The sequence below is a fragment of the Paenibacillus sp. JSM ZJ436 genome, assembly GCF_044383795.1.
GTDB lineage: Bacteria > Bacillota > Bacilli > Paenibacillales > Paenibacillaceae > Paenibacillus_AQ > Paenibacillus_AQ algicola.
This window is the reverse complement of sequence record NZ_JBISEO010000001.1, coordinates 244,457-271,295: the sequence shown is the minus strand read 5'-3', so window position 1 is coordinate 271,295 and position 26,839 is coordinate 244,457. Positions and strand designations below refer to the sequence as shown.

Annotated in this window: 27 protein-coding genes; 2 read left to right on the top strand and 25 right to left on the bottom strand. The window is 49.6% G+C overall.

Features of this window, described 5'->3' with window-relative positions:
- Positions 1 to 42 precede the first annotated feature (42 nt).
- The 16 genes from ACH6EH_RS01395 to metH form a co-directional block, all read right to left on the bottom strand.
- On the bottom strand, positions 43 to 501 hold the full coding sequence (locus ACH6EH_RS01395; protein ID WP_138225754.1) for an ABC transporter permease: 459 nt from the start codon (positions 499 to 501) through the stop codon (positions 43 to 45).
- Positions 502 to 521: 20 nt separating this feature from the next.
- Complete coding sequence (locus tag ACH6EH_RS01390) at positions 522 to 2,609, bottom strand: hypothetical protein (protein ID WP_483875076.1); 2,088 nt, start codon at positions 2,607 to 2,609, stop codon at positions 522 to 524.
- The gene (locus ACH6EH_RS01385) at positions 2,591 to 4,384 is read right to left on the bottom strand and encodes an ATPase, T2SS/T4P/T4SS family (protein ID WP_397330795.1); all 1,794 of its coding nucleotides are present in this window, start codon (positions 4,382 to 4,384) and stop codon (positions 2,591 to 2,593) included. Before ACH6EH_RS01385 ends, ACH6EH_RS01390 begins: the two co-directional genes overlap by 19 nt.
- Positions 4,384 to 5,211, bottom strand: a complete 828-nt coding sequence (locus ACH6EH_RS01380) for a hypothetical protein (RefSeq protein WP_397330794.1) — start codon at positions 5,209 to 5,211, stop codon at positions 4,384 to 4,386. The genes ACH6EH_RS01385 and ACH6EH_RS01380 overlap by 1 nt, the downstream gene beginning before the upstream one ends.
- A gap of 2 nt (positions 5,212 to 5,213) precedes the next feature.
- Complete coding sequence (locus ACH6EH_RS01375; RefSeq protein WP_397330793.1) at positions 5,214 to 5,921, bottom strand: hypothetical protein; 708 nt, start codon at positions 5,919 to 5,921, stop codon at positions 5,214 to 5,216.
- Between the two features lie 25 nt (positions 5,922 to 5,946).
- Entirely contained in the window at positions 5,947 to 7,035 is a 1,089-nt protein-coding gene (locus tag ACH6EH_RS01370; RefSeq protein WP_397330792.1) for an SAF domain-containing protein, read from the bottom strand.
- Between the two features lie 19 nt (positions 7,036 to 7,054).
- Positions 7,055 to 8,536 (bottom strand): protein kinase domain-containing protein, encoded by a 1,482-nt coding sequence (locus ACH6EH_RS01365; RefSeq protein WP_397330791.1) that lies wholly within the window; start codon positions 8,534 to 8,536, stop codon positions 7,055 to 7,057.
- Positions 8,537 to 8,707: 171 nt separating this feature from the next.
- A complete protein-coding gene (locus ACH6EH_RS01360) occupies positions 8,708 to 9,733 on the bottom strand; it encodes an SAM-dependent methyltransferase (protein ID WP_397330946.1) in 1,026 nt (341 codons plus the stop codon).
- Positions 9,734 to 9,783: 50 nt separating this feature from the next.
- Positions 9,784 to 10,557 (bottom strand): ABC transporter ATP-binding protein, encoded by a 774-nt coding sequence (locus tag ACH6EH_RS01355; RefSeq protein ID WP_397330790.1) that lies wholly within the window; start codon positions 10,555 to 10,557, stop codon positions 9,784 to 9,786.
- On the bottom strand, positions 10,554 to 10,904 hold the full coding sequence (locus ACH6EH_RS01350) for a thioredoxin family protein (protein WP_397330789.1): 351 nt from the start codon (positions 10,902 to 10,904) through the stop codon (positions 10,554 to 10,556). The genes ACH6EH_RS01355 and ACH6EH_RS01350 overlap by 4 nt, the downstream gene beginning before the upstream one ends.
- Positions 10,901 to 11,239 (bottom strand): cyclic-phosphate processing receiver domain-containing protein, encoded by a 339-nt coding sequence (locus tag ACH6EH_RS01345; protein ID WP_397330945.1) that lies wholly within the window; start codon positions 11,237 to 11,239, stop codon positions 10,901 to 10,903. The genes ACH6EH_RS01350 and ACH6EH_RS01345 overlap by 4 nt, the downstream gene beginning before the upstream one ends.
- Positions 11,240 to 11,252: 13 nt before the next feature.
- Positions 11,253 to 12,113, bottom strand: coding sequence for a deoxyribonuclease IV (locus ACH6EH_RS01340; protein ID WP_397330788.1), 861 nt, complete (start codon positions 12,111 to 12,113; stop codon positions 11,253 to 11,255).
- Positions 12,114 to 12,119: 6 nt separating this feature from the next.
- Positions 12,120 to 12,932 (bottom strand): DNA-formamidopyrimidine glycosylase, encoded by an 813-nt coding sequence (mutM, locus tag ACH6EH_RS01335; RefSeq protein WP_397330787.1) that lies wholly within the window; start codon positions 12,930 to 12,932, stop codon positions 12,120 to 12,122.
- A 27-nt stretch (positions 12,933 to 12,959) separates the two neighbouring features.
- Entirely contained in the window at positions 12,960 to 13,766 is an 807-nt protein-coding gene (locus ACH6EH_RS01330) for a TIGR01457 family HAD-type hydrolase (RefSeq protein ID WP_397330944.1), read from the bottom strand.
- 150 nt (positions 13,767 to 13,916) lie between these two features.
- Positions 13,917 to 14,846: a ribonuclease Z gene (rnz, locus tag ACH6EH_RS01325; protein ID WP_397330786.1), complete on the bottom strand. Its 930-nt coding sequence runs from the start codon at positions 14,844 to 14,846 to the stop codon at positions 13,917 to 13,919.
- 93 nt (positions 14,847 to 14,939) lie between these two features.
- On the bottom strand, positions 14,940 to 18,380 hold the full coding sequence (metH, locus tag ACH6EH_RS01320) for a methionine synthase (RefSeq protein WP_397330785.1): 3,441 nt from the start codon (positions 18,378 to 18,380) through the stop codon (positions 14,940 to 14,942).
- Between the two features lie 179 nt (positions 18,381 to 18,559).
- On the opposite strand from metH, the gene ACH6EH_RS01315 reads away from it, so the two are divergent.
- Positions 18,560 to 19,093 (top strand): cupin domain-containing protein, encoded by a 534-nt coding sequence (locus ACH6EH_RS01315; protein WP_397330784.1) that lies wholly within the window; start codon positions 18,560 to 18,562, stop codon positions 19,091 to 19,093.
- 96 nt (positions 19,094 to 19,189) lie between these two features.
- On the opposite strand, the gene ACH6EH_RS01310 is transcribed toward ACH6EH_RS01315, so the two are convergent.
- From ACH6EH_RS01310 to ACH6EH_RS01285, 6 genes are all read right to left on the bottom strand, one after another.
- Positions 19,190 to 19,624, bottom strand: a complete 435-nt coding sequence (locus ACH6EH_RS01310; protein ID WP_208202784.1) for a FixH family protein — start codon at positions 19,622 to 19,624, stop codon at positions 19,190 to 19,192.
- A 186-nt stretch (positions 19,625 to 19,810) separates the two neighbouring features.
- The gene (locus ACH6EH_RS01305) at positions 19,811 to 20,455 is read right to left on the bottom strand and encodes an SDR family oxidoreductase (protein WP_397330783.1); all 645 of its coding nucleotides are present in this window, start codon (positions 20,453 to 20,455) and stop codon (positions 19,811 to 19,813) included.
- 169 nt (positions 20,456 to 20,624) lie between these two features.
- The gene (locus ACH6EH_RS01300; RefSeq protein ID WP_397330782.1) at positions 20,625 to 21,425 is read right to left on the bottom strand and encodes an HAD family hydrolase; all 801 of its coding nucleotides are present in this window, start codon (positions 21,423 to 21,425) and stop codon (positions 20,625 to 20,627) included.
- Between the two features lie 35 nt (positions 21,426 to 21,460).
- The gene (locus tag ACH6EH_RS01295; RefSeq protein ID WP_138225738.1) at positions 21,461 to 21,982 is read right to left on the bottom strand and encodes a hypothetical protein; all 522 of its coding nucleotides are present in this window, start codon (positions 21,980 to 21,982) and stop codon (positions 21,461 to 21,463) included.
- Between the two features lie 39 nt (positions 21,983 to 22,021).
- The gene (locus tag ACH6EH_RS01290) at positions 22,022 to 22,225 is read right to left on the bottom strand and encodes a DUF896 domain-containing protein (protein WP_138225737.1); all 204 of its coding nucleotides are present in this window, start codon (positions 22,223 to 22,225) and stop codon (positions 22,022 to 22,024) included.
- Positions 22,226 to 22,424: 199 nt separating this feature from the next.
- A complete protein-coding gene (locus tag ACH6EH_RS01285) occupies positions 22,425 to 22,799 on the bottom strand; it encodes a LysM peptidoglycan-binding domain-containing protein (protein ID WP_397330781.1) in 375 nt (124 codons plus the stop codon).
- Between the two features lie 178 nt (positions 22,800 to 22,977).
- On the opposite strand from ACH6EH_RS01285, the gene lexA reads away from it, so the two are divergent.
- On the top strand, positions 22,978 to 23,604 hold the full coding sequence (lexA, locus tag ACH6EH_RS01280) for a transcriptional repressor LexA (protein ID WP_138225735.1): 627 nt from the start codon (positions 22,978 to 22,980) through the stop codon (positions 23,602 to 23,604).
- Positions 23,605 to 23,724: 120 nt separating this feature from the next.
- Here the strand turns inward: lexA and glnA are convergent, their stop codons facing one another.
- From glnA to ACH6EH_RS01265, 3 genes are all read right to left on the bottom strand, one after another.
- Complete coding sequence (glnA, locus tag ACH6EH_RS01275) at positions 23,725 to 25,053, bottom strand: type I glutamate--ammonia ligase (RefSeq protein ID WP_397330780.1); 1,329 nt, start codon at positions 25,051 to 25,053, stop codon at positions 23,725 to 23,727.
- 27 nt (positions 25,054 to 25,080) lie between these two features.
- The gene (locus tag ACH6EH_RS01270) at positions 25,081 to 25,491 is read right to left on the bottom strand and encodes a MerR family transcriptional regulator (RefSeq protein WP_138225680.1); all 411 of its coding nucleotides are present in this window, start codon (positions 25,489 to 25,491) and stop codon (positions 25,081 to 25,083) included.
- An 83-nt stretch (positions 25,492 to 25,574) separates the two neighbouring features.
- Complete coding sequence (locus tag ACH6EH_RS01265) at positions 25,575 to 26,828, bottom strand: methionine gamma-lyase family protein (protein ID WP_397330779.1); 1,254 nt, start codon at positions 26,826 to 26,828, stop codon at positions 25,575 to 25,577.
- Positions 26,829 to 26,839 lie beyond the last annotated feature (11 nt).

The window sequence follows — 26,839 nt, the reverse complement described above, 5'->3', positions numbered from 1 at the left end:
AGCAGCCACCTCCAGCATACCAAGGGTCTGGTTAGTCATCACTTATTGAGCAAAAATAATGCCCCGGATCACATTGGAATGATCCTTGACAATCGTCGCTTTAAATTTCCCGCTCGGGTTCACATACTCAGCACTTCGTTCATTCCAGGTTTCCGTAATGACACCTTGTCTAATATCCGGTGAATCGACAGAGCCATCGTTTCGAAGCACATTACCGTACCACTGTCCGCCCGGGTTCTTTCCTGTCATAATCATAATGCCAAACTGATCCTTATCTTTATATTTACGCAGCGCATTTGTCACCTGTGACCCGCTGATCGTGGTCCCGTCATATACGGTAAATGCAGCCTGAGAGAGCTCAGTCTGGATATCCGAGAAATTGTTCTGCGCTGTCTTCGTGGCTTCCTGGGCTGAAATAAACAAAATGACAACAATCGTGATCAAGGCAATCGTTAAAAAAATACCAGCCGCTACTTTTAAAGCCGATGAAGCATTATTCATAGGTATCGTCCTCTCAAAATTTAAATGTTTTGAATTTGTTCGTAATAATCATTCATCTGGGCAAAGCTCATCCCGATCAAAGGGATAACCAGATAAAGAAACACTAATGCATACATCGGTGCAAAGCCGATCATCCGGCCCCACGCTGCCTTGGTTTCGATCATGACCTCATACTCCTGTCGGCGCTGCTCAAACATAAAGCTCATTTCCCCGTCCAGGTCATCAAAGGCTTCAGAGATCGACACCTTTTCTTCGGCGAGCAGAAGCTTGTCCACCAGCCGGCGAAAATCAGCAAACCATACTTCGTCCCTCAGCTCATGCAGCGCAAGCTCGGCACCATGCTCGTAATGCAGCACGGCCTTTTGGATTGGAATTTTGAAAATCACGCTGAACCGGCTGAGCCACTCCAGCAATTCCTCGACCGAAATGCGCTTCATATCCCTGAGCACTGATATGACGGTGTATAGCTGATATACCTCGTGCTTCATCTCCATTCTTCGAACTTTGCGATGAAAGTAGAGCAGCCCTAGCGGAAAATAAGCACCGGCATAGCCTGCGGCGGCAGCAAGAAGAACCTCCCACCATTTCAAATATTCATGCTGATACCGATTCAGCTTATCCTGTACTCTCATTGCGGTCTCTCGCAGCTGGTCTTTGCTCCATCGTCCTTCTGTCGCTTTAGAAATCCAGTCAATGAGCTGGCCTGCCTCCACTTTGTCGTTACCTAGCATGGCGGCCATAATTTCTGAATCACTGACTCTGATGGTGTTCCCGGAAAGAGTGACCTCCGGATTTCCCCGTCCGAACCAACCTGCCTCTACAGACTGACCATGGAGAAGCTGATGTTTTGCAAATAGATGAAGAGATATAAATATGACCAGCATACTAAAGGTTATTCCCAGAGCTAAGAGAAGCCGCCGTAAATAGAACACTTCCAAATGAATACGGCGGCTGCTGTCTTTTAAGAGCCCAGTTCGCTGTTCATATTTAGGTGTTCCGGGAGAAGGGAGCAAGGCGATCACTATTCGGTAAATGATCACATTTCGGAGCAGGCTGGCACCCCATTTTTTTTTTCGAAACCCGACTTTAACCTCTTCTTCATCATTCAAGTACAATTTTTGAAGCAGAATATAGGCAGCTAAAATAACAACGTATACGGATAGCTTGGTCAGAATACCGAGCTTGCTCATATAAAAGACATCCATAGCCGGAAAGCTGGCTCGAGCCCATTGCTCAATGGGAGAGGTGAAAAATACCGGAACCAGCGCAATAGCATGCAGGCCTTTCAGCAGGTAATCAAGGCGTTGTCTTTTTAAAATATCTAGATGCAGCTCTTTAGTCAGGCTGCTTAATCCCTTCAAAAATACGGAATGGCTCTTATCCTCGTGATCTCCAAGCTCAAGCACTAAATGCGAAATACCCGCGAAAGCCTGAATATACCGATTCGGTGAGGTATTGTATATATGATTGAGTTCTTCCTCTGCATCCCGGGAAATTAATGCCTGATGTATGCGGTGTCCATGGATAGAAATTTCATGACCTGAAGTACTTGCTGCTTCGTAGATCGCTTCTTCCACCATACCGTGCTGCTGGTAATGATGCCTGACTGAGGAGAACAGCTCTACCGTTTGATGCATCAGCTTCAGCTCCAGGCGGTGGAGAAATAAATCAATCATTAAATGATGGATAATGACCGCAGCCAGCACTGAAGTTATGATAAAGACCGGACCGGGATTATGCATGAACAGTAAGGCTCCGGAGAGAGCAGACGCCGTAATGACAAGTAGAATAAGCTTCATCGTCTCGTATCTTAAAGCAACCTCGTCATACGGATGAAGCAGCTTGATCTTTCTTCGGATCCTTCTTACATAGTTAGAGATCCCAGGGATGTCGATCGCAGCAAGATACAAGGATTGCAGCCATTGCTTCAGCTTGAGCCTAACATCCTTCAGAGAGCCGCCCGGGCCCAACGTCTTGCTGTTCATGCCATATAGCGCCTCATAGCGGCGCTGAATACGGACAGAAGCTATCGTCAGAATAACGCAGATGACAAGAGAGCATACCAAAATGCCGATTAGCAGCTGCTGGCTCAAGCGGATTCCCCCCATGCATCCAGCACAAAAGCCCTGAACGCCTCAAGATCCTGTGGCTGCATTTGCTGCTCCATATCCTGAATAGAGCGCCGCGACAGCGGATTCACCGCATAATAGGCTCCATCGCGATACTCCAGCACATTACGGGATGACCCTGCTTTTACTATGCCGTGGGTGTCCGGCTCACCGGGAAGACATTCTGTCACCCGTTCAATAAACCGACGGCCATCGTGGGTGCGCTTCAGATGAACGTCAAAGTGAACCACCTGAACCACCTGCTCCTCCGCCAGCTGCTCCTGCTGGAATATGCCGCACTTTAGCAGGGAATTGCGCAGCGATAAGATTAAATCAGGGAATGTCTTGGCATGATGAGTGAACACGGTAAACAAACTCGCTACCTGTGACATCTGAATCATCCATGCTGCAACCTCATCGCTGGCAACCTCCCCGAGAATGTTGACCGTGCCATCTGTCTTTTTCTGCAAGTCCAGGCCCTGCTGTCCTGAGATATGAGCTGTCTCCCGGAAGCTCAAGATATTTCGCCGGCTGTACAGCTTTCGCAGTTGCAGCTCAAAGGACATCTCCTGCACCCGAATGGGATAGGTCGCGTAAATATGCTGAATCATAGCCATGAGCAATGTTGTTTTACCAGAGCCCTGCGATCCGGTGACCGCTGTGATTCGGCTTCCCTTCATTAGAAACGCTAGCAGCTTTACCGCCATCTCCGCATTATCACCCTGAATCAATTGCGCAAGCGTAGCCTTCTGGACATCAAACTTCCGTACGAAGAAAGCCCAGCCCTCTGAGAAAGGTGGACGAACGACAACGACTCTGGAGCCGTCCTTCATTTCATTGACTTTGTAGCCTACTGCCTCGGTTAGCTGACCGGGATGGTTGAATTTATAAATGTTCTGACATACCCGGCGCAGCTCATTAGGCTGGTCAAAAGACAGAAAGCTTAAATGGATAGATACACCTTTGTAGAACAGCCAGATACTCTCCCGCTCCGTGGACATCGGGATCTCATCCAAACAATAAGAATCCTGAATCGGACTCTGCAGCAGTCTGCCGACTACACCGCTTACGCCTCCACTGATTCCATCAATACGTTGCTCTCGAAGCTCATCAATGACCGAAAAGCCTTTGTAATGCTGATATAACCGCTGTACAATGAGATCCAGCTTCTCACCTGCCGTCAGCATTCGTATTTCATGCTCGTAAATCAAATCAATATCTGCAGCATTGACTGCGTAGACAGGGTCCTCCCCATAACCCTCCAGCACTCTCGGGACTGCTAATTCATATTTCTCCAGCAATCTGGAAAGTGCGTCATCCTGATGCTCTTGCTTGAATAGAAAAAGGATAATATCGAATTTATCTGCTGAAGTTAGCTGTTCGTGATGATCGAATGGAATGATCAAGTTCATAGCCTGCTCGTCCAGGCGCAGTTTGGTTCTTAACAGCTCACGGATAAAAGATTTAACATACTGCTTGTCAGAAATATCACCGGTTACGCAGCCTTTCAGCGCCCTTTTGAGCTCATTTTGCTTATTCAGCCTTTTACGGTACTCTACATCGTGGAGTCCTAGGTCTGCCAGCTGTCCATGGGTCAGCTGATGAAGCTGCTCTTTCACTCCATCCGTCAATGAATCCAGCGTATATGTGGCGGCCCCCTGTTCAGGTGTACGGCTCTTGAATGTTTTGGAAGAAACACGAATGAACATGTAAATCAAGAGCAGCACAATGACCGCCGCCATCGCCAGAGCGTTTCGTAACCACTCCCCATGCATCAAGCACCCTTCCCTTCTGCGGCGGCACCCGGCAGACCCAGCTGTTTAGCGACATGTGCAGCTATGACTGTAACAGCTTCTCCGAATGGTGTACGGCTTCTCCGCATCACACCACCACTCCGAAGCATCGCTGCTAGCAGGTTTCTAGAATTCCAGGCATCCTGTATTTCCGTACAGTAGGGTATGGTGCCAGCCCACGATTTCACTCCATACCTGCGCTTCATATTGAGCAATGAGGCGTGACTTGAAGCATCGTATTTACCTGTAACGAAACAATACTGTTTGACATGCTCAACCATTGCCGGAAGCTGATCTCTAAAGCACTGATCGAGCGCAAGAAGGTTTTGGTTCAACCCAATAATTAACAAATCAGATCTTGATATAAGCTCCATGTCTAAAGCATTCGGCAAGCCATTACCAGCATCGGCTATGACAACATCATAACCACTCAGCGCCGCTGTAAGGATGCCGCTGTATTGCAATAATTGAATTGCTCCGTAAGAGCCCGATTCCCCATCCTGATCGCCCCTGATCAGATCCAGCTTGCCCGGTATTAATGAGGCGGTGTAATCCTTAATGTTCCGTGAATCCAGTCGGCCGCTTAGGTACATTCGCTGAAGTGCCCTCATACCTGAGTCCTCTTCTTCAGTCCTAAAGCCCTCTAGCTTATTAGATGGCAGCAAGCCTGCTTCAACCCTGTCACCTAAAGCACCACCATGCAGCAGCAAGCAGCTGGATGAATAGGCTGTACAGAGCATCGCCGGCAGGCAAGCAGCCAGGAGCGTACTCCCGCTGCCACTTGGCAACGGACTCCAAATGGTAATCAAGCTCATGCTCTTCTCCTTCCGGCCTGCTTGAATGCTTTATGAATATGGTGATCCTCCATATCGCTCAATCTTTGAATAAATTGAGCTAATGCCCGCTTGTATCTGCGGCTTAGCGGCTTGATTCGCAGCCGGGAGGTGTGCTCGTTATCAATTTTTAGTGCTGCTGCGGTCTCATCCCAGGGAATGCGGATTGGATCAGCCAGCCAGTGCACTGACACCTGGCTCATAATGCTAGTAATATAAGAGTCGGCAGTTCTATCTTCGATAACGTTTAAATACAGCTGGTGAAAGGCGATTTCGCTGCTCCATGCGCTGCTTCTTGAGAGCTCGTTCAGCCACCGTTGATCGCTCAACAGATTGGTAAGACTGAAGCTGCTGCACCATACGCATGCGTCTGCCTCCTTCCAACGATGATCTAGAATATAATCTAAACATTCAACATCCCATAGCCAATAATCATATGCTTCTTCCTCGGAGTGGTTCATCCAAGTCATCAGATCCTCCCCGTGCCGGAAGTAACACGCAACATCAAAGCCGCTAAATTCATAAATGCCTTGATCTTGCCCTGCCGCCCCAATGTGATGGGCATAATTGTGCTGTAAAGTCCCGTCTACCAGGAGCACCCGATAACCGCTGCAGCTAAGCACTTTAGCCATATAGAGCAGAAAATCGTTTTTTTCACTCACACCTGCAAATATCCATGTTTTCACAACAATAAGTCCTCCTTAGCTCCATTTATGGAGCTGAAAATATCAGATCAGCTTCCTTCTCCGTAGAACCGGAGGCTTGCCCTGCATGAGGTGCTCCCAGTATACGACTAGACTCAGTTTCCTGATCTGCACGCTCCTGCACGAACTCATTACTCGGCAGGGTACCCGTTCCTAAATCAGGCTGCGATGGTCCACCCGCCGGAATCCAGGTAGCAAAATCCTGTGTCCCGCTGCTACCGCTGCCATGTCTGATACTAGAGCTGCTGCCAAAACTGTTGTCGTAGCTGTTTGGGCTGTCACCTGTATTCAGCGGTGCCAGATCCTTCTCCAGAGCCTGCCTTATAGAGATTTCTAAGGCTCTCTCCGCTGCCCTAATAATGTTAGGGTCACTTCTAATGAGAGAATTCACTTTTACGTTAGGCGGGTAATTGGGAATGGCCCGATCCTGAATTCCAGGCTCAACGTAGGTCAGAGCGTACAGCGAGGCACCATTCAGATAGGCATCCACCATCGCACTGGATAGCAGTAAGATCTCTTCTTCATTCAACGTCGTCCAAAAAGCAGGCGCCGCCAAGCGATCCACTTTTTTCTTGGCAAGAACGATAAAATCCTGTCCCGTCGGAAATTGAATACGAATGTCTATCTGATCCTGCAGCTTGAGGTTGCTGGGCAGCCACACCGATTTCAGCTCCCGGTGCCGGAGATCATCGGGTGTCATTTCCTGATCAAACAGCATAGACAGCGTGATGGGTGTTCCTTTCCGAAGCTCGATCTTGGCTCCTTTTCCCTGAAGCTCCTCCAGGGACGCCGGCACATTTTCAGGCAGCATTTCAGCTGGAACCTGAACCTGCTTCATCTTCTTCATACTTAGCAGCTCTCCTGCAGGAACATCCTGATCCGGCACCCACAAGGTCTTCATGCCTTGACCGCCGGCCGAAGCCAAAAGCTGCAGTTCCTCAATTTGATCCAAATATTGCTGCTTCTCCTCACGATACTGGCTTTGGAAATGATCTTGCGCAAAATATAAGCCTCCCGCGGCGAAAAAAGCAGTAACCACGGCGCCAGTCAGCCCCGCTAGCAGCAGCCTTCGGTTTCGGGCAGTTAATATTGGCATGTGCTGAATCTACCTCCTTCTAATGCATCCATCGTTTTGCAAATGAAAACCACGGCCTTCTGGTGCCTGCAGGAATAACCGCAGCATAGATTTGATCCATAGCCTGACGGGTAGTGTCTGTATATTGAAAAGGATCCTTCAACAATGGCAGAGGTATGACCTGGCTTCCTCCCAGCTTTCTGCTCATTCTCTCTGCTTCACCTTCATCTGAACAAGGAAGCGCATAGACCCTTCCGGGCTGGCTGTAGCGAGTCAACGCTTGAGTTACAGCCTGCACATCCTTCCAGCGCCATTCTGCTGAGGGACAGACTACAACCGGAATCTGCGCCCGGAAAAATTCCTCCAGCCTATCGCTGTCACGGTAAGCTCCTAGATCGAGCACAACGGCATCATAGCTCCCTGCAAGAAGTGAAATGATGTCACTTCTTGCCGCCTGCCTCCAGTAATCGATACCTTGAATGACAAACTTGCGTTCGTGCTGCCTTGATGCATCCACTGCAATTTCTTGAATTTGCTTAAACGCTGTTGATTTGAGTCCCATTTCTACAATCGCTACCCGCTTGAAGCTCTTCGCCAAATAATGTGCCATCATAATGCAGCAGTGTGTCACTCCGATTCCGGGAGCAGCACCCAGTACAGCAGTCACCAGGCTCCCGGAGAAAGAAGAGAAACGGCCGGAAGAGGAGCCGCCTCCCCCGGAGTGCTGGCTTTCCCTCAGAACTCGAAGCACCTCTGCAGCAGACTGATAGCGATCCTGCGGCTGTTGCTCTAATAGCCGGCGAACCATGGAGACCATCTCTGGGGGTGCACCTTCCCGGATAAAAGACTTGATTCCAGGTCTCCATTCACTCGCCCGCCCATTAGTAAGCATGTAAAGCAGCAGAGCGCCCAGACCGTACAAATCCGATCTCTCATCACTTTCTCCTCCGCCATATTGCTCGGGAGCCGCAAAGCCGATCGTTCCGAGCTTGACGGTATCCTCGCCTTGAAGGCCTTTGTAGCTTCTGGCAATCCCGAAATCGACAAGTCTGATTAGATGGTCCGGAGTCAGCATAATATTCGATGGCTTCAGGTCGCGGTAGATGATAGCCGGCGTCTGCTGGTGCAGGTAACCCAGCACCTCCAGCAGTTGATTTGCAGCTGCAAAGATAAAGCTGTTGCTGACTTGACCACCCTCACCCCTAATAAACTGCTCCAGCGTTTGTCCATGGATATAATCCATAATTAAGTAGGCATATCCATCTGGATCTGGTTTGAAAAAATCTATGATCCCAGGCAGCATGGGGTGATTAAGTCCAATTAACACATCGGCCTCAGCCTGCACATGTCCTGCCTGCCCTTCTGCATGCAGGCTTTCCTTCACCGCCCATTGCTTCCCTGGCAGCTTGGCATCATCCGCTAGATACACATAGCCCATACCGCCTTCACCAATCCGGGTCAGTATTCGGTATCGTTCACCCAGCACAGAGCCTGGCCTCAGCTTACTTGGCTGTTTCAGCATTCTTCTCGCCCTTCCTAATTTCCTGACATGATTACGACATTACAAAAAAAAGCACCCCGACTGTTCTCTGCAGTAACGCAGTGAACAGAGCAGGATGCTTTCCCGATCTATTGGTTAATTTTGGAATCATTATAGCTTGCCAGGCCGAACTTTGTAAAGAGTTTTTTTTATTTAGTATTTAATCATATACAGCGTAATCTCATCGCGATTGTGAAACAGCTGTTTGGCTCCCTGGACCTGCATATGAGCATCCTCGAACCAATTCAGCATTTCTGTAACCAGCGCCATTGGCTTCTTGGTCAGCAGCTTCACCGTCACAATAGCTGTTCCGCCGGGAGTCAGACTATAGAGCAGGTCCGTCACGAGCCTAGCCATTTGCTTGGGACTCCAGCTCATATCACACACAAGCAGATCGAACTCATGCTCTTTAAATTTCACATCTGAAGCGTTCTTGTTCAGAATTCGGAGCTGTGGATGTCCCTTTAAAGAGTCATGCATTTGAGCAGGGTCCACTGCCGTAACTCGCAGCCCGCGCTCCAGCAGGAACGAGGTCCAGCCGCCGGGGGCTGCCCCGATATCCAGAGCATTGTGGAAGGAGTCAAACGGAATCGAGAATTGATGCTCTGCTTCTAGCAGTTTGAATTTCGCTCTAGAGATTTGACCCTCCTCCCGCTGGAACCGAATCGCTCCACCGTTCCAATCCGACAATTGATCTTCGGGTCTAGCGACGCCTGCATACCAATGATCAGCTGCCGCAAATACGGACAGAATCCACTCCGAATGCTGAACTGCAAACGCTGAAGCAAGGGGAGTCATCGACTGCTGCAGCCTGTCTCTAAGAGCAGAAGGGTGCTCCTTCCAGCTGCTATCTGCTGTTTTTCGTATTTGAAGAGCTACAAGGCTCTCGCCCAGCTCCTCCCGGCCAAGTGCATAACGCTCCAGTTCTCTGGCAGCAGCTTCAGCGTCTTCAGCCTTCATTTCAAGATGGACAGGAAATAGATGCCGCAAAAAAATCAGCGACGCTTCTTTAATTTTGCGGATCACCTGCTCGATACTTTCGGCTTCCAGGGTAACGATGAATACTTCTCCCGGAATTAGCACAGTGCTTTTCAGCTTGCCGAACAAGCGGCGAAGCTCCTCCTGGGCATAAGGTGCAAAGCCATGGTTGGCTGTACATACCAGCTTCACCTGCTTCATGTGACCGGCTTGTTCATTCCTAATTTCATGCTCAATGTCTCGCAATGGGGTTACCCTCCAGATTTCACTTTAATCCACGGACGCCCGCCGTCCCATTCCAGCTCGGCATCAATATCATAAGCAGCTTTTATAAGTTCTTTATTTAATACCTCTTCTTTGCGTCCAGCTCCTGCTAGCTGTCCATCCTTCATTAACGCAACATGGGTGAACAGAGGAACAATTTCTTCAATATGATGAGTGACATAGACAACCATTACGTTCCGTTTACGAAGCCGGTCAATTTCAAGCAGCATTTTTTCACGCTCATACAGATCCAGCCCTGCACACGGCTCATCCATAATGAGCAGCTGAGGATCAGCCATCAGAGAACGAGCCAGCATCACCTTCTTACGTTCACCTTGGGACAACGTGCCGAGCGGATGATTAGCCAGATGACCAAAATTCATATCATCAAGCAATTCACGGGCCTGTTTCTCCACCTGCTCCGGAATCTGCTGATAAAAGCGAAGAAATGCATACGCTCCCGTGGCTACAACCTCCCATACCTGATCACGCAGAGACAGCTTTTCCATCAAGGACTGACTGATATAACCAATGCTCTTGCGAACCTCTCTGACATCACACCGGCCATACAGATTCCCGAGCACCTCAACCTGCCCAGAACTGGGAAAAAAATAGCCTGTAATCATTTCAAGCAGCGTCGTCTTTCCACAGCCGTTTCGGCCAAGTATGACCCAGTGCTCCCCGGGCTTCATGTCGAGGGAAATATCGTTAAGGATCAGGCGGTCTTCCCTTTTGTAGTGAATATACTGCAATGAGATCATCTCATCACTCCTCTGACAAAACTCAAAATATCCTGAACCGAGCCCATCCGGTACAATATCTTGTAAGGCTCTGCGTCATGATCAGTGACGGCCAATAGGGCCGGCACACTTCGCACTTGTAGCTGCTGGACCAGGTCAGGCAGAAAATTCACATCGCTCTCCAGCAGCACTCCGTCCGGAAGCATCGCCTCTGCAACCTCCAGCATTTTACGTGCAGCCTTGCAGGTTCCACACAACGGAGTGTGTAAAAAGACAATAACCGGCTGTACCCCATTCCGTCCCTGCTTCCGCAGCTGCTGCTGCCAGGCCAGACGCTCCTTGAACTCCCGTTCTGAAATAGCAATCATGCTTCTGAATACCCTGCAGTCTTAAGATAATCCGCCGGCATGGGACCATGATGAACCTTCACGCCCGGAGGCTTGTGCTGATAGAGCATCTCGTACATTCGCGTGCGTCCGGATGGACTTGAAGTGTGCAAAAAAATTTCTTCCGGATACAGCTGCTCCCGTACAATGGCCGCGGCCACATCCCCGCCGTTCATCACATCCGGCCCCAGCTCATAATCGAGAGATAGAATACCCACCTTGCACTCTCGCAGCAGCATTAGGCATTCTTCCCCGTTTCTAGCGAGAGCAAAGCCTGGGGGACAGGCACGCCAATCATCCAAATATACATGAATTATGGTCATTCCCTCCTTAGTTCAGCCAGGATCTCACTTTGGCAATATCATGCCGGTGAGTTCCGTCCTCGCCTCTTTCCGTTTCCAAAATGAACACTTTATCAGCCAGCTCCCTGCTCTGCAGCAAGCTTTGCAGACACTCTTTTCCAATCCTGCCGCGCCCCACACGCTCATGACGATCCTTCCGGGAGCCGGCTCCGTATTTGGAGTCATTCAGGTGAACGAGAGCCAATGACTCCCAATACCCGAGCTCTGAGCCCCGCTTTAAAAGCTGAGCCGTATTCTCCCCCTGCCACTGTCCCGAGGCAAACCAATGACAGGTATCCAGACAGAAGCCGATTTGGTCCGGAGACGAAGACAGCTCTCTCACCTTCACGCATTCTTCAAGCGTGATACCCATATCGCCATGGTCACCCGCCTGGTTCTCAATCAGCAGCTTGGCTTGTCCGTTCCACTCACGCAGCACCTCATTCATGCAGCGAATCATATTCTGGTAGGCAGTAAGCTGATCCTGACTGCTGCCGTGACCAAAATGCACCACGATTCCGAGGGAGCCGCAAGCTTCCGCAATGATCAAGTCATTGATCAGACAATCCACAGTCAGCCGGTAATGCTCTTTTCCCTTTGACAGACCAGCAGCCATATTCACAGGATAAGGCGTGTGCGCAACAGAAACAAGTCCATGCTCCTCGCAAAAGGCTCTGCATGACAGGCAGTCATGAAAATCAGGGGTTTTTACGTGTAGCCGGCGCGGGTTCTTCGGGAAATATTGAAAGGCGTCACCGCCCATCTGCAAGGCTCGCCGAGCAGCGGCAGCATATCCGCCTTGAGTGCTTACGTGTCCGCCAACTTTAGGTGTGGTATGTGTGGAATTCATGTCCCTTTACGGCTGACAAACCGGACAATAAAATACTTTTCTACCGCTCAGCTCTGTCTTAACAATTGTGCTGCCACATCTGACGCAGGGCTGTCCTTCGCGATCATAAATCCTGAAGGATTCGTCAAAGCCGCCCGTTCGTTCATCTCCCTGAAATAGAGGCAGCTCCATATAACCGCCAGCCTCCAGAGCGTCAATTAATACGCTCATTGCAGCATCATAAAGCCTGGAGATCTCGGACTCAGACAATTGCTGAACCTTGGTTGAAGGATGCAGCCCCGCTTCAAATGCAATCTCATCCGCATAGCTGTTACCGATCCCGGCTATAGCCTGCTGATTAACGAGCAAGCTTTTCAAGGTTCCCCTGCGACTCTGGAGAATCGCTGTGAAGCGCTCCCGGGTGAGCTTTCGGCTAAACAGATCCGGGCCCAGACCTTCCAGTGCAAGATCACTTTCTTTGGCAGAGAGCAGATGCAAATAGCCGAGTCTCAATCCGATAAAGTATAGCGTAGCAGACCCGAATGAAATTTCAATTTGTGTATTTCGGGACGGTTTGTCTTCATGTCCATGTCCCAAGTACAGCAATCCTCCAAGCATCAGATGCAGCAGCAGCCGTTTGCCGTCGCTTAAGTGGAAGATGAGGTATTTGCCTCTGCGTTCAATAAAAATGAAGCGTGAACCCATTAAAGTACTGGCAAACAGCTCAGGTGCCATGTTAATGGATTTCTCCCGCTGAACGGTTACATCCGTAATTGGGGTATTCAAGATTACTTCTGACAGCAGCCTGCGATAGTTCTCCATTTCCGGAAGCTCCGGCATGATGCATCTTCCCTTTCCATTCCAGCTTTATGTAAATAGCTCCCCGCTGCATAATAAGTCGGCAGCCTGCGATAGCGTTTCGCAAATGTAGTCTGGCGACACGCCTGCAGATGTACGGTGCTCCTCGAGATTATACGGTGTCGTAATTCCCGTCATGACGAGTATGGTCTTGCAGCCTGCCTGAGCGCCTGCCGCAATATCGGTCCTCATATTATCACCAACCACAACAGCCTGTCTTGGTGAAATGCCGAGGCGGTCAGCCGCATAGTTCATCAGAATCGACGAAGGCTTACCAATGACAATCGGCTTGACGCCCGAAGCGGCTTCAATGGCTGCTCCCAGTGAGCCGGCGCCAGGAGACAGGCCATCGTCCGAAGGCAGGAGCAGGTCCGGATTAGTAAGCACGGATACCGCACCGCCGTGAATCCACTGGACTGCGCGGGCCAGCGAATCATAGCTGAAGGAACGGTATATGCCTTGAACACAATAATCCGGCTGATCTTCTGTAACCTGCAGGCCAGCCTGTTCGATAGCCGTGTGAAGTCCCTCTTCTCCCAGAATCGCCACTTTTGCGCCAGGTAATTCACGGGAAATATAACTCGCTGCGGCAAGGGATGAAGTACACACCTCATCCGCTGCAGCATCAATCCCCATTTCCTTCAGGTGGTCTGCAACCTGCTCCGGAGTCCGTGAAGAATTGTTCGTCACAAACAGGAATGGCAGCTGACGCTCCCTCAGCCGGGAAACGAATTGATCCGCTCCGGGAATGCGGCGCTTACCGTGATACAAGGTTCCGTCCAAATCAATCAAGATCCCTGTTGTGTGTATGCTCATCACGATCACACCCTTCCTTCATTCCATTAAATATTTATAAGGTTAACGATCATAATGTCTGCTTCAGGTGTAACAGACTTACAATTGACAACAGTCTACATCGAATGTATTCCCTTGTCATTTCCTGCGCTTTCCCGGAAAATAATTTTCTTATTCCCTGCGAGCGACAGGAAATAAAGCAAAGTCTTCCGCCAGCTTGGTGTTAGGGAACACCGCCTTGGCTTCCTCCAGCAGCGGCTGTAGATGCTCTACATCCTTGTATCTGGAGCTGAAATGAGTCAGCAGAAGCTGACGCGCGTTAGCTTGGAGCGCAGCCTCTGCGGCTTGCGTCGAGGTGCTGTGAAAATATTCAGCCGCGGTATCCGCAAGCTCATGCATGAAAGTTGCCTCGTGCAGCAACACATCGGCATCTTGGGCGAGCGGCACCACATTCTCGCAGGGTCTAGTGTCCCCTAGAATTGTTACGATCCGTCCCTTCTTGGGAGCCAGAAGCACCTGAGACGGATGCAGCATCTCCCCTTCGCGGAGCTCGACGCTTTCCCCGCGCTTTAAACGACCGTATAACGGGCCTGGCTTTAGGCCGAGCGCCTGGAGCTGATCCAAATCGAGACTGCCGGGACGGTCCTTCTCGGTGATCCGGTAGCCATAGCTGTCTACCCGATGCTCTAATCTGGCGGCCTCGACCTTGAAGGTACCGTCTTCGAGTAATACGCCTCCATCATGCTCCACAATGTCGAGCGGATAGTTCACTCTTGATTGACTAAGCGTCAGCGCTGTTTGAAGAAACGACTGTATTCCTACAGGTCCGAATACAGTCACCTTGGTGGCTGCTCCCTGCGCTCCACGGCTCGATAGCAGGCCGGGCAAGCCAAAAATATGGTCACCATGCATATGTGTAACAAAAATATATTCCAGCTTGCTCAGCTTCAGCGGAGAGCGGAGAATCTGATGCTGCGTTCCTTCGCCGCAATCAAACAACCAGATGGTCCCGCGCTCTTCCAGCAGCCTTAAGGCAACTGAGGTGACGTTACGCTGCAAGGAAGGAACCCCTGCGTTCGTCCCTAGAAAATAGAGCTCCATGTCGTTTCTCCCTTCACGTTATGCAGGGATGTAAACCGTAGAAATCCTCCGAATACTCGGAGGATTTCCAGCGGCTGTACACCGCATATGATGTTAAGCTTTATCCACATTAAAATATTTAGCCTCAGGATGACTAAACACCATGGCCGATACCGAGGCTTCCGGCTCCATCATAAAGCCTTCCGTCAATTCCACCCCGATGTCTTCCGGCTTCAACAGCTGGAACAGCGGTCCCTGATCCTCCAGATCCGGACATGCCGGATATCCAAAGGAGACGCGAATACCTTGATAACGAGCACCCAGTCGACGCTTCATGGTCATATCCTCCGGATCCGGGAAGCCCCAGGAATCCCGCATCATATGATGGACACGCTCCGCCAGTCCCTCAGCGGTTTCCAGAGCAACTGCCTGGAGCGCGTGAGATCTCAAATAATCGCCTTTGTCCTTCCACTCCGTAGAGAGCTTGTTAACCCCATGCCCGGACGTAACGACGAGAAAGCCGACATAATCCATAATTCCGCTGTCTGTAGACTTCAAGAAGTCAGACAAACACAGATAAGGCTCAACCTGCTGCCTTGGGAAGCTAAAACGATGAAGCAGCGTTTTGGAGTCCGCTGGATCATAGATGAGGATATCATTGCCCTCCGACTGCGCCGGGAAGAAGCGGTACATAGCGTGTGCTTGAATAATCCCGTTGCGAATCGCTTCGTCAAAAATGCTGTCTACCGTCTCCTTCAATGAAACTGCTTTGGGATCCTGTGCTGCCAAGAGCTGCTCTACCGATCCCCGCAGGCCGAGGTGATGACCTAACAGCATCTGCATGTTTACATAAGGAAGAATGTGAGAAATCGGGTAGTTACGAATAATATGACGATCCAAATCCGGCGGCATGTATACCGGCGCTTCCGTAGAAACTTCAGAACGCTTAATCCGCACCGGCTCTGGCATTACCTTAACGACAGTTTGAACCTGTGCATCCTCCTCGCGCTCCTGTTCAAGCTGCAGCTGCAGGCTGGAGCGGTTAACCGGATCACTCAGCTTGTTGGCAAGATCAAGGCCGTCCATCGCATCCTTGGCATATAACACCATACCTTCATACTCGGGACGAATCCGCGTCCGGGTAAATTTGCGTGTTAACGCTGCTCCGCCCACCATGATCGGAACGCTGATGCCCGCCGTTTTTAAATCCTGTGCCGTCAGAACCATCTGTTGGGCCGACTTTACCAGCAGACCGGATAACCCGATTGCATCGGGCTGTTCTCTGCGATACGCTTCAATGATCTGCTCCGGTGGTACTTTTATACCCAAGTTAACAATATGGTAACCATTGTTCGCGAGGATGATTTCTACCAGATTTTTTCCAATATCATGCACATCACCTTTGACTGTGGCGAGCATGATTTTACCCTTAACTGACGATTCGTTCTTCTCCATAAATGGCTCCAGATAAGCTACAGAAGCCTTCATGACTTCCGCACTCTGCAGCACCTCGGCAACGATCAGCTCGTTATTATTAAACAGTCTTCCAACCTCGGACATCCCTTCCATCAGGGGACCATTAATAATTTGCAGCGGTGAGCTTTTTTTGAGGGCTTCATCCAGATCCGGGATCAAGCCTTCCTTGGAGCCTTCAACCACGTAAGATGCTAGACGCTCTTCTAGAGAAAGGTTCGAGATCTTTTCCTTCTTCTCAACCTTCTTATTCCGGAATGCGGCTACAAAAGCGGAAAGGGTATCATCATTGGTCCGGTAGATCAGATCCTCCGCAAGGCGCTTCTCCTCATCGGAGATAGAAGCATAACGCTCCAGCTTCTCGGTATTGACGATGGCATAATCCAGGCCCGCCTTCGTGCATTCATATAAGAATACCGAGTTCAGCACCTCTCTGCCCGCCTCCGGCAAGCCAAACGAGACATTACTAATCCCCAGAATCGTATGGCACTCCGGCATTGCCTCTTTAATGAGACGAATTCCTTCAATCGTTTCTTTGGCCGAGCCAATATACTGCTCATCCCCGGTACCTACCGGGAACACCAGCGTGTCAAAAATAATATCCTCCGGCTTGATTCCGTATTTATGAACCAAGAGCTCATAGGAGCGCTTTGCAACGTTTAATTTATCCTCCCGGTTTATGGCCTGACCGCTCTCGTCAATGGTACCCACGACCACCGCAGCACCGTACTTATGAATCAATGGAGTTACATGCTCAAACTTTTCTTCGCCATCCTCAAGGTTAATGGAGTTAATAATCGCTTTCCCCTGGGAGTAGCTCAAGGCCAGATCAATCACTTCCGGATCGGTTGTGTCAATCATCAAGGGCACCTTGACCTTTTTGACGACAAGTTCCAGGAACGCGATCATATCGGCCTTCTCCTCCCGATCGGGATCCTGAACGCAGACATCAATAATATGTGCACCGTTCTTGACCTGCGCCCTGGCTATTTCCGAGGCCTCTTCATACTTGCCTTCTACAATAAGGCGCTTGAACTTCCGGGAGCCGAGCACATTCGTCCGCTCGCCGACCATATATGGACGGTTATCCTGTTCAATGTAGACGGGATCAATTCCGGAAAGCGCGGGCAGATGGCTGCCTGAAAGCGGGCGCGGTGCATAACGGCTCATTACCTCACTTAATGCCCGGATATGCTCCGGTGTCGTTCCGCAGCACCCTCCGGCAATGTTCAGCCAGCCTTTTTCGGCAAAAGCACCCATTTTTTGCGCCAAGGATTCCGGAGACTCATGATAGTGACCATTCTCATCTGGAAGTCCTGCGTTTGGATAGCAGCTAATCGCCGCACTCGACATATCTGACAACGAACGAATGTGGTCTCTCATAAACTCCGGACCCGTAGCACAGTTGAGCCCGATAGAAATCGGCTGTATATGCTCTAATGAAATGCAGAAGGCCTCAATATTCTGACCGGCGAGTGTGGTTCCCATTGGCTCAATCGTACCTGATATCATAATTGGCAGCTGGACGCCACATGACTCAAAAGCCTGACGAATGCCAATCGTACCCGCCTTAACATTCAGCGTATCCTGCGATGTTTCCAGCAGCAGCGCGTCAACCCCGCCCTCAATGAGAGCAACAACCTGCTCTTCGTAGCTCTCAATCAGCTCAGCAAACGTCACGCCTCCGGTCACCGACAGCGTCTTCGTCGTGGGTCCTAGGGCCCCGATCACGTAGCGCGGGCGCTCTGGTGTCGAATATTTATCTACAGCAGCACGCGCTAAGCGAGCAGCCTCCAAATTGATTTCTTTGGCTAAATGCGGGATATCGTATTCGGCCAATACCACGGATGTCGCGCCAAAGGTATTGGTCTCGATTAGATCTGCACCCGCCTCGAGGTATTTTTCATGTATATATTGAATCACGTCCGGCCGCTCAAGCACCAGCATTTCGTTACAGCCATCCAGTTCTTCTCCACCAAAATCCTCTGGAGAGAGGTCCTCCTGCTGAATCATGGTGCCCATTGCACCATCGAGGATTAATATTCGTTCTTTTAGCATATCTTGTAAACTTGGCTTACTCAAAGCTACCCCTCCCCGTAAAACGTTAAATCTTAGTGTAACAGAATTAAATTCATTAGGAAAGAATGATTATAACGTGAATTATGCGGCGCAATCATATAAAATACAGGTTAAGGGATGACAAGCTGCTTGTAAATCCTTATAATACTTATTATTCCAAGTGGAGAAAGAGGGATATAATCATGGCTGAAATTGTAATTCGCAACACGAACGAAAGAATCTCCGGCGAGGAAAATGTTCGTCAATTCCTAAACTCGCAAGAGGTCGTATACGAGCATTGGAATATGGATAAGCTTCCAAAGGAGCTGCAGGAGCAGTTTTCACTCTCTGATGATGACAAGAAACGAATTCTTGATATTTTTGATGAAGAAATTCGGGATCTGGCTGCCCGCCGCGGCTATAAAATCTGGGACGTCATCACCCTGTCTGAATCTACCCCTAACCTGGAAGAGCTTCTGCAAAAATTTGAAGAGGTTCACACTCATACTGAAGATGAAATCCGCGCTATTGTTGGCGGTAAAGGCATTTTCATTATTAAAGGTGCAGAGGATGTAGGTTATTTTAATGTGGAATTGGAGCCGGGGGACGTTATTTCCGTACCTGAGAATACGCCGCACTTCTTTACATTAATGGATAACAAGCAAATTGTAGCCGTCCGTTTGTTCATTGAAGCCAATGGCTGGATCGCGACACCCGTGCCTAACCCAGGCCTCTAAAAACGATCAGGAACCAGCAAAAGCAGCAAGGCCTCAGAGGTCTTGCTGCTTTTGCATTGTACAATATTCATAGTATGGCGGTGACCAGCATGTGCGCTATGGGGTAACCTGTAGTTCCTTGACAGGCATCGAATGCATTCCCCTCGCGGTAACGTGAGAGATAATTCGGTATGTACCCGTATCCGTAAACCTCTTCTGAAGTTCATAATTTCCGTTGCCGGAGTGCTGTGCCGGGACCTTTACCTGCATGCCTCCGCCCTCCTGCGTAATTTCGAATTCTACGGTATCCGCATCATCCACCGGTTCGCCCGATTGAGTGACCTTCGCGATCATGGACACAGCCTCACCGGCAGCGGCCACCTCTTTGCTCAAAGATAATTCAACGAGGATCGGATCCTCTAGCACCCATTCCCCGCCACTCCCTTTGACGGACTCCCCACTGCAGCCAGCGAGTGCAATCGCGGCGAGCAGGAGCGCGGACCATAGAGCAGCATTTCTCTTCAAAGACAGCTTCGTGCCAGTGCTCTTCATTCAATTCACCTGCTTTAGTATCGGTTCTACATCCGTAAGGTCATTATACATGATTCCTCTCCTTCGGTGCATTGCAGGAGACTTACAATTATGTGACGATTCAACCCGCCGGAGTTATAAAAAGACCTGGAGACCACCTTCAATTGAGGATAGTGTCTCCAGGCATTCTTCATTTGCTGTATTCAATCAGAGCTTTGATAAAGCTTCTGATATTGGTGTACTGCCCTCAATCAGCTCAAACGATTTGCCCTGTGTGTTAGGCTCTAATAATGCAGTCACAATGGCAGCAGCAACATCTGCTCTTGGAATGCTTCCAGGCTCAAGACTCGGCCCCGCTTCAATGTTTCCGCTGCCCTCGTCATTGGTCAGCGCACCCGGACGCAATATCGTATAAGAAAGTCCGCTGGATTCAACGGCCTGATCGGCATAGTGCTTGGCCACATAATATGGCTTGATGCTGTCGCTCCAGCGCTCCCGTTCACCTGCACCCATAGCACTCACTAGCACAAACCGGTCAATGCCTGCTTTCAAGGCTGCCTCGGAAGCTTTCACCGCCCCGTCGAGGTCGATTAGCAGCGTCATATCTGCCCCGGTATCCCCTCCAGAGCCTGCAGCAAAAACAACTGCTTCACAGCCTTCAAGCGCCTTCGCCAGTGTGTTGACATCATCCTTCAGATTAAGCAGCACAGGATCTGCACCGAGTTCTTCAAAATACCCTGCCTGATCACTGCTTCGTATCAAAGCTCTTACCTCACCATGCTGCTCTCGAATCCAGAGGTCTGTGAAGATTCTTCCAATTTGTCCGTTTGCTCCAAACACTGCTGTCTTCATCGTGAATTCTCCTCTCTAGGTTTAGATCTCATGGTCATCATGGTCTACCTGTATAATTACCTGAATGAGAGAATGTGAAACACAGCTTTAGAGGTACGAAGTAAAAAGGGAACGCTAAAAAGCCCCGAATCATATTCGGGACTTCAATAGCGCAGCATATAAGGATTGTTTATGTAAGCTGCAGCTTATTTAAGATGGGATGCAGCTCCTTCAGATCCTGAATTTCGTAATTCGGAAGGATTGCAGGATCTTTAGGACGGTCGGTTCGATTAATCCAGACGGTTGTCAGTCCGGCCGCATTACCGCCCTTAATGTCAGTTGTCAGCTTATCCCCTACCATTACAGCCCGCTGTGGATCGACCTCCAGCATGCTGAGCGCATGCAGGAAAATGGAAGGATCAGGTTTACCCTTACCGAAGCTGCCTGAGATCACAATGTGATCAAAGTACGGAGCCAGATCAGGCACTCCATCCAGCTTCTCTTGCTGCAAATCCGGACTGCCGTTCGTCAGCAGCAGCAGCTTGACCTTACCTTGCAGCGACTTCAACACTTCAAACGTTTCTGCGTACACGTAAGGGCGCTTTCTTCGTTCCGCGGCGAACTGTTCCGCCAGTGCAGCGGCCAGCTCCTCATCCTGCACTCCGAGCCTGTTCAGTGCCTTGTCCCAGGACGATTTGCGGTAGCCTGGCGCCAGCTCCTGCAGCCGGCGAAACTCTGGCTGTTCCCCTGCCGTGAAGTTCGCCCACAAGCCTTCGTAAGGATTAATGCCGATCATTTGAGTAAAAGCAAATGTATCATAGGTTTCATAAAGCTTACGAGCTTCTTCACGAACAGCTGCAAGCAGCTCCCCGGCATTAATGGAGACAGCGTCGGCAGCCGCTTTGCAGGTAGCTGTAAAGGCCTCTTCTACACTTCGCTCATCCCATAGCAGGGTATCATCCAAATCAAACAACACAGCAGCATTAGACATGTCCCTCTCCCCTTCAATCTTCTGTAATTTGTCGGTTACTCGCGCTCCACCGCAATTTGGTGCATGCTGGCGAATTCCTCCAGCCTTTTCCCCATAGCATCCGTGTCATATCGGTTAATCAGACGGGAAAACACCCAATTGCCGCCCTTTGCTGACGTTTCAATAACGACAGAGCCGTTCAAAAGCCGAATCTTGCTAATTTCGGAAGGTGATAGCTTCCGTTCGCGATTGAATTTGAACGTTGACAGCGTATTTCGGCCAACCTTCAAGAACGGCTTTCTCAAAAAAATCATGATCGCTAGCAGCACATACAGACTAACTCCTACCCAGTTCAGAACGTCGCTTGCTCCAGCCGCGCTCGCTGTAGCTCTGCCCAACAAAGCGTACAGACCTGCCAGGGCCAGAAGCACAATCGGCAGTACATATTTACGACCCTTAAAAATGTGTCCATCTGCCGCTGTACCGTTACCGCCAATAGAGGTCTGGCCCTGCTTCTTACGCTGTTTATTGACCTGGGCCAGGTTCTTGCTTACTTTTCTTTCCCATGAACGAGACATGTCCTTACCCCTTTATTCATGTTTATTTAAAAAGCAGACTTAATGCTTTAAGCCTTTCCCTTTACCGGGCTCTTCATCAACAAATTCAATGGAATCAAGCTGCTGCCGGAAATTTCTTCTTATATTATTGAGATAGATTTCACGAAGCTCAGCACGCTCCTGCTGCTCCTGCTCCGTTAACCCCTCCGTCTTATTCTTTCTCGCGAGAACGTTAATACGCTCCACCAATGCATCAATGTCCATCTGAATACCTCCACTTATATGTTCATTCCTAACTGTGACATGAGAAAAAGAGCTTGTCAAGAAAGCGGCCTTGACCAAGCTCTTTATTATGAAAGAGTCAGATATATTATATCATTATCTATGAAGAAACAGATACGTCATTTTAAATAATGCAGATCAAGGAGAATGAGTATACGATAAGCCTATTCCCTATGACAGTTTAGTAGAGGGGTAAGCTCAGAACCTCTCCGAATTTAATATCATGGCTATTCAGTCCGTTAAACTTCGCAATGGTATGAATATAGTCACGGATGTCCATGGAATCCGGCTTGTGACTAGCTGCAATGCTCCATAAGGTGTCACCTGACTGCACAACGATCTCCCGCACCTCTGCAGGTTCCTCTTCACCCTTTGCAAATACAGTCAATGCGCTGCTAAAGCCCAGAAAGAACACGAACAGAATACCTAACAGCTTGTTGCGGTTTAAAGACATTATGTAATTCAAAGCTTGAGATAAGGACTTCCTTCCCTGTGCCCTGGCTTGCGGCTGCGCCGGGTGGTCATAAATACTCCGATAAGTACTATATTTCAGCATGTCGATCATCTCCCAAACAAATGTTCTGTTTGAATCTACTATAACAAGAACACTTGTTTGTTTCAAGCGTTTTTGCGAACAATTGTTCCGAGAAAAATTATTTAGAACTAACGTTTGTACGAACGGTAGTTCTATGTTATACTTTTACCAAACGTTACATAAATGGGGTTGATAAGGAATGTCGAAGATATCCAGCCGCCAATTGGCCATATTGGAATTTATCCGTACAGAAGTACGCAGTAAAGGGTATCCGCCTTCAGTTCGTGAGATTGGCGAAGCCGTCGGACTAGCCTCCAGTTCTACGGTACATGGTCATTTAGACCGTCTGGAGAAGAAGGGCCTGATTCGCCGAGACCCTACTAAGCCTAGAGCGATTGAACTGCTGGGCCAGGAAGAGTCAGAGAGCAGCAATCTTTTCACGCATACGATTTCCAGAGTGCCTGTAGTCGGTAAGGTTACCGCCGGCGTTCCGATCACCGCTACGGAGAATATCGAAGATTACTTCCCGCTGCCTCAGCATTTTGTTGGCGATGACAAGATTTTCATGCTTTCCGTCGCTGGCGACAGTATGGTTGAGGCTGGAATTATCAATGGAGATTACGTGATCGTGAGACAGCAGCAGACCGCGGACAATGGAGATATTGTCGTCGCCATGACCGAAGAGGACGAAGCTACAGTCAAGACCTTCTATAAGGAAAAGGATCATATCCGTCTTCAGCCAGAGAACTCGGCGTACGAGCCGCTTCGCTTGAATCATGTATCGATTTTAGGTAAAGTAGTAGGCATTTTTAGAGATATTCATTAGGAATATTCACCATCTAATTAAGAGAAGATGACCTCTGTACTTTGTACAGGGTTATCTTTTTTTGTTTTTGCCCCCCAAAACAAAAACCCCTCACGCCATACGGCGCAAGGGATTCCTCTTTTAGTACATGGTCATGTATTGATCGCGTTCCCAACCGTGAACCTGTGTGCGGTACATATCCCACTCGATTTCTTTCAGTTCGTAGAAATGGGACAGGGCGTGCTCACCCAATGCTTCGCAGATCGTTTCATTGCGAATCAATTCGTTCAGCGCTTCCTTCAGGTTAGAAGGCAAGCTTGGGATTCCTTCTTCGATACGCTCTTCTTCCGTCATCACATAGATGTTACGGTCGATAGGCGCTGCCAAAGGAAGCTTACGCTTAATGCCGTCCAGACCAGCCTTCAGCATTACAGCCAGAGCCAGGTAAGGATTCGCTGCCGGATCCGGATTACGAGCCTCAACACGCGTGCTCAGTCCGCGGGATGCCGGAATACGGATCATCGGGCTCCGGTTACTCGCAGACCATGCTACATAGCATGGAGCTTCGTAGCCAGGAACCAGACGCTTGTAAGAGTTCACTGTAGGGTTTGTAATGGCTGCAAATGCACGGGCATGCTTCATAATTCCTGCCATGAAATGACGTGCCGTAGCGCTCAGCCCAAGCTCATCACTCTCATCGACAAATGCGTTCTCTTTGCCATTAAAGAGGGATTGGTTACAGTGCATCCCGGAACCGTTCACACCGAACAACGGCTTCGGCATGAAGGTTGCGATCAATCCGTGCTGACGAGCAATCGTCTTAACTACCAGCTTGAACGTCTGGATCTGGTCAGCGGCTTTAACCGCGTCCGCATATTTAAAGTCGATTTCGTGCTGTCCTGGAGCCACTTCATGGTGAGAAGCTTCAATTTCGAAGCCCATCTCTTCCAGTGTCAGTACGATATCACGGCGGCAGTTCTCACCCAGATCGGTAGGAGCAAGGTCAAAGTATCCGCCTTGGTCATTCAGCTCCATAGTCGGGTTACCCTTCTCGTCTGTCTTGAAGAGGAAGAATTCCGGCTCTGGGCCAACATTCATCGAAGTGAAGCCCATCTCTTCGGCTTCCTTCAGGTTTCTCTTCAGAATGCCGCGCGGATCGCCAGGGAACGGAGTGCCGTCCGGCAGATAAATATCACAGATCAGACGCGCAACACGATCTTCGGAATGCCATGGGAAAATAACCCAAGTGTCAAGATCCGGATACAGATACATATCCGACTCTTCAATCCGAACATAGCCTTCGATGGAAGATCCGTCAAACATCATTTTATTGTCTAACGCCTTTGGCAACTGACTTACTGGAATTTCAACGTTCTTGATCGTCCCCAGAAGGTCGGTAAACTGCAAGCGGATAAAACGTACGTTTTCTTCCTTGGCAATACGAAGAATATCATCTTTCGAATAACTCACTATATCCTCTCCCTTTTCATCTTTGGTTTATTTATTAAAAAACCGGGACAATTCGCCCTGGATCAAGGATACTTGACCCGGTCTTTTAGCCGAAATCAGTTCCTGCTTCAGCAGACGCCGCAATTGGGACTCAGACATCTCCCGGCGCTTGCTTTCCGTATCCGGGGTCAGCACCGTGGCTTCCTCCGACTCCTTCGTCACGGGATTCATCACTTGCTTGATGCCCGCAATGTTTACGCCTTTCTCGATTAAAGCTTTAATTTCCAGTAATCGTTCAACATCATTGAAGGAGAACAGTCTCTGGTTGCCTGAAGTACGGGCAGGTACTATTAAGTGATGCTGCTCGTAGTAGCGAATCTGTCTTGCAGATAGATCCGTGAGCTTCATGACAATCCCAATCGGAAACAGCGCCATATTTCTTCGGATATCATCACCCATAACTCATCAACCTTCCAAGTGATCTTTTCTTCCTCCCATTGTATATTTCCTGATCTCTTATGTCAACCATATGTGAGATAAACTCACAATAAATTTCGATCTTTTAGGGTTTGAAGAGCCGATAAAACGCCGTATTTGACATGAGAATAGGTGAGTCCTCCCTGCATATATCCGATATAAGGCTCCCGAATAGGCGCATCTGCAGACAGCTCCAGACTCCCTCCTTGAATAAAGGTTCCCGCCGCCATAATGACCGGATGCTCGTATCCCGGCATATCCCAAGGCTCCGGTACCACATGGCTATCCACCGCAGCTGCCTGCTGAATACCCTGTACAAAAGCGATCAAATGCTCCGGGCCCGAGAATTGAACGGCCTGAATTAGATCTGTCCGCGGTTCGTTCCAGGCAGGACGTGTTTGAAATCCGATGGCTTGAAATACGGCCGCTGCAAATATACTGCCCTTCAAGGCCTGTCCAACGGTATGCGGGGCCAGAAATAAGCCTTGATAAATGGCGCGGGTGGTTCCCAGCATAGCTCCGACGTCCCGCCCGATGCCTGGGGCTGTTAAGCGGTAGGCTGCCTGATCCACCAGCTTCTTGCGGCCACAGATATAGCCTCCGGTTTCCGCAATCCCGCCGCCCGGATTCTTGATCAGCGAACCCGCGATCAGATCGGCTCCGACCTCTGTTGGCTCCAGCCGCTCTGTAAATTCTCCGTAGCAATTATCGACAAAGATGATAAGATCCTCTCGGATCCGCCGAAGCTGTTCAACCATATCTTTAAGATGAGAAATAGTAAAAGAAGATCTCCAGGAATAGCCACGCGACCGCTGAATGGCGATCACCTTGGTGTTGGGCTGAATGGCGGCTTCTACGGCAGGCCAATCTACCTCGCCTTCCTCCGTCAGAGCCACCTCTGAGTAGGTTATGCCGAAGTCACGCAGGGAACCCGTACCGTCCTGCTCCTTGCCGATGACCTTGTGAAGCGTGTCATAAGGTCGTCCGGTGATCGATAACAGCTCATCCCCAGGTCTTAATACCCCAAACAGCGCTGTTGAAATCGTATGCGTCCCTGAAGCAAAGTGAGGCCTTACCAGAGCAGCCTCTGCTCCGAACACATCCGCGTACACCTCATCCAGCACTTCACGTCCCCGATCGTTATACGCATAGCCTGTAGATGCTGCGAAATGATAGTCGCTAACCTTATGACGCTGAAATGCATCAATCACTTTCCATTGATTAAAATCTACAAGCTCATCGATCTCCCGGTGCCGGGAAGAAATCCGCTCCTCTGCGGCGATACTTATTGCCGTAATTTCTTCTGCAAACCTTGCCATGTCTCTCTCTC

What these genes read in the sequence shown, in the direction of transcription:
- lexA (WP_138225735.1), top strand. Translation starts at nt 22,978, where the DNA reads ATGTCGAAGATATCCAGCCGCCAATTGGCCATATTGGAATTTATCCGT.
- ACH6EH_RS01390 (WP_483875076.1), bottom strand. Translation starts at nt 2,609, where the DNA reads ATGGGGGGAATCCGCTTGAGCCAGCAGCTGCTAATCGGCATTTTGGTA.
- ACH6EH_RS01385 (WP_397330795.1), bottom strand. Translation starts at nt 4,384, where the DNA reads ATGCATGGGGAGTGGTTACGAAACGCTCTGGCGATGGCGGCGGTCATT.
- ACH6EH_RS01370 (WP_397330792.1), bottom strand. Translation starts at nt 7,035, where the DNA reads ATGCCAATATTAACTGCCCGAAACCGAAGGCTGCTGCTAGCGGGGCTG.
- ACH6EH_RS01395 (WP_138225754.1), bottom strand. Translation starts at nt 501, where the DNA reads ATGAATAATGCTTCATCGGCTTTAAAAGTAGCGGCTGGTATTTTTTTA.
- ACH6EH_RS01315 (WP_397330784.1), top strand. Translation starts at nt 18,560, where the DNA reads ATGGCTGAAATTGTAATTCGCAACACGAACGAAAGAATCTCCGGCGAG.
- ACH6EH_RS01330 (WP_397330944.1), bottom strand. Translation starts at nt 13,766, where the DNA reads ATGAGCATACACACAACAGGGATCTTGATTGATTTGGACGGAACCTTG.
- ACH6EH_RS01300 (WP_397330782.1), bottom strand. Translation starts at nt 21,425, where the DNA reads ATGTCTAATGCTGCTGTGTTGTTTGATTTGGATGATACCCTGCTATGG.
- ACH6EH_RS01340 (WP_397330788.1), bottom strand. Translation starts at nt 12,113, where the DNA reads ATGAATTCCACACATACCACACCTAAAGTTGGCGGACACGTAAGCACT.
- ACH6EH_RS01350 (WP_397330789.1), bottom strand. Translation starts at nt 10,904, where the DNA reads ATGATTGCTATTTCAGAACGGGAGTTCAAGGAGCGTCTGGCCTGGCAG.
- ACH6EH_RS01365 (WP_397330791.1), bottom strand. Translation starts at nt 8,536, where the DNA reads ATGCTGAAACAGCCAAGTAAGCTGAGGCCAGGCTCTGTGCTGGGTGAA.
- ACH6EH_RS01310 (WP_208202784.1), bottom strand. Translation starts at nt 19,624, where the DNA reads ATGAAGAGCACTGGCACGAAGCTGTCTTTGAAGAGAAATGCTGCTCTA.
- ACH6EH_RS01305 (WP_397330783.1), bottom strand. Translation starts at nt 20,455, where the DNA reads ATGAAGACAGCAGTGTTTGGAGCAAACGGACAAATTGGAAGAATCTTC.
- ACH6EH_RS01290 (WP_138225737.1), bottom strand. Translation starts at nt 22,225, where the DNA reads ATGGACATTGATGCATTGGTGGAGCGTATTAACGTTCTCGCGAGAAAG.
- ACH6EH_RS01295 (WP_138225738.1), bottom strand. Translation starts at nt 21,982, where the DNA reads ATGTCTCGTTCATGGGAAAGAAAAGTAAGCAAGAACCTGGCCCAGGTC.
- rnz (WP_397330786.1), bottom strand. Translation starts at nt 14,846, where the DNA reads ATGGAGCTCTATTTTCTAGGGACGAACGCAGGGGTTCCTTCCTTGCAG.
- ACH6EH_RS01355 (WP_397330790.1), bottom strand. Translation starts at nt 10,557, where the DNA reads ATGATCTCATTGCAGTATATTCACTACAAAAGGGAAGACCGCCTGATC.
- ACH6EH_RS01270 (WP_138225680.1), bottom strand. Translation starts at nt 25,491, where the DNA reads ATGGGTGATGATATCCGAAGAAATATGGCGCTGTTTCCGATTGGGATT.
- mutM (WP_397330787.1), bottom strand. Translation starts at nt 12,932, where the DNA reads ATGCCGGAGCTTCCGGAAATGGAGAACTATCGCAGGCTGCTGTCAGAA.
- ACH6EH_RS01285 (WP_397330781.1), bottom strand. Translation starts at nt 22,799, where the DNA reads ATGCTGAAATATAGTACTTATCGGAGTATTTATGACCACCCGGCGCAG.
- ACH6EH_RS01265 (WP_397330779.1), bottom strand. Translation starts at nt 26,828, where the DNA reads ATGGCAAGGTTTGCAGAAGAAATTACGGCAATAAGTATCGCCGCAGAG.
- ACH6EH_RS01360 (WP_397330946.1), bottom strand. Translation starts at nt 9,733, where the DNA reads ATGAAGCAGGTGAAGCTGGTATGTACAGCCAACCATGGCTTTGCACCT.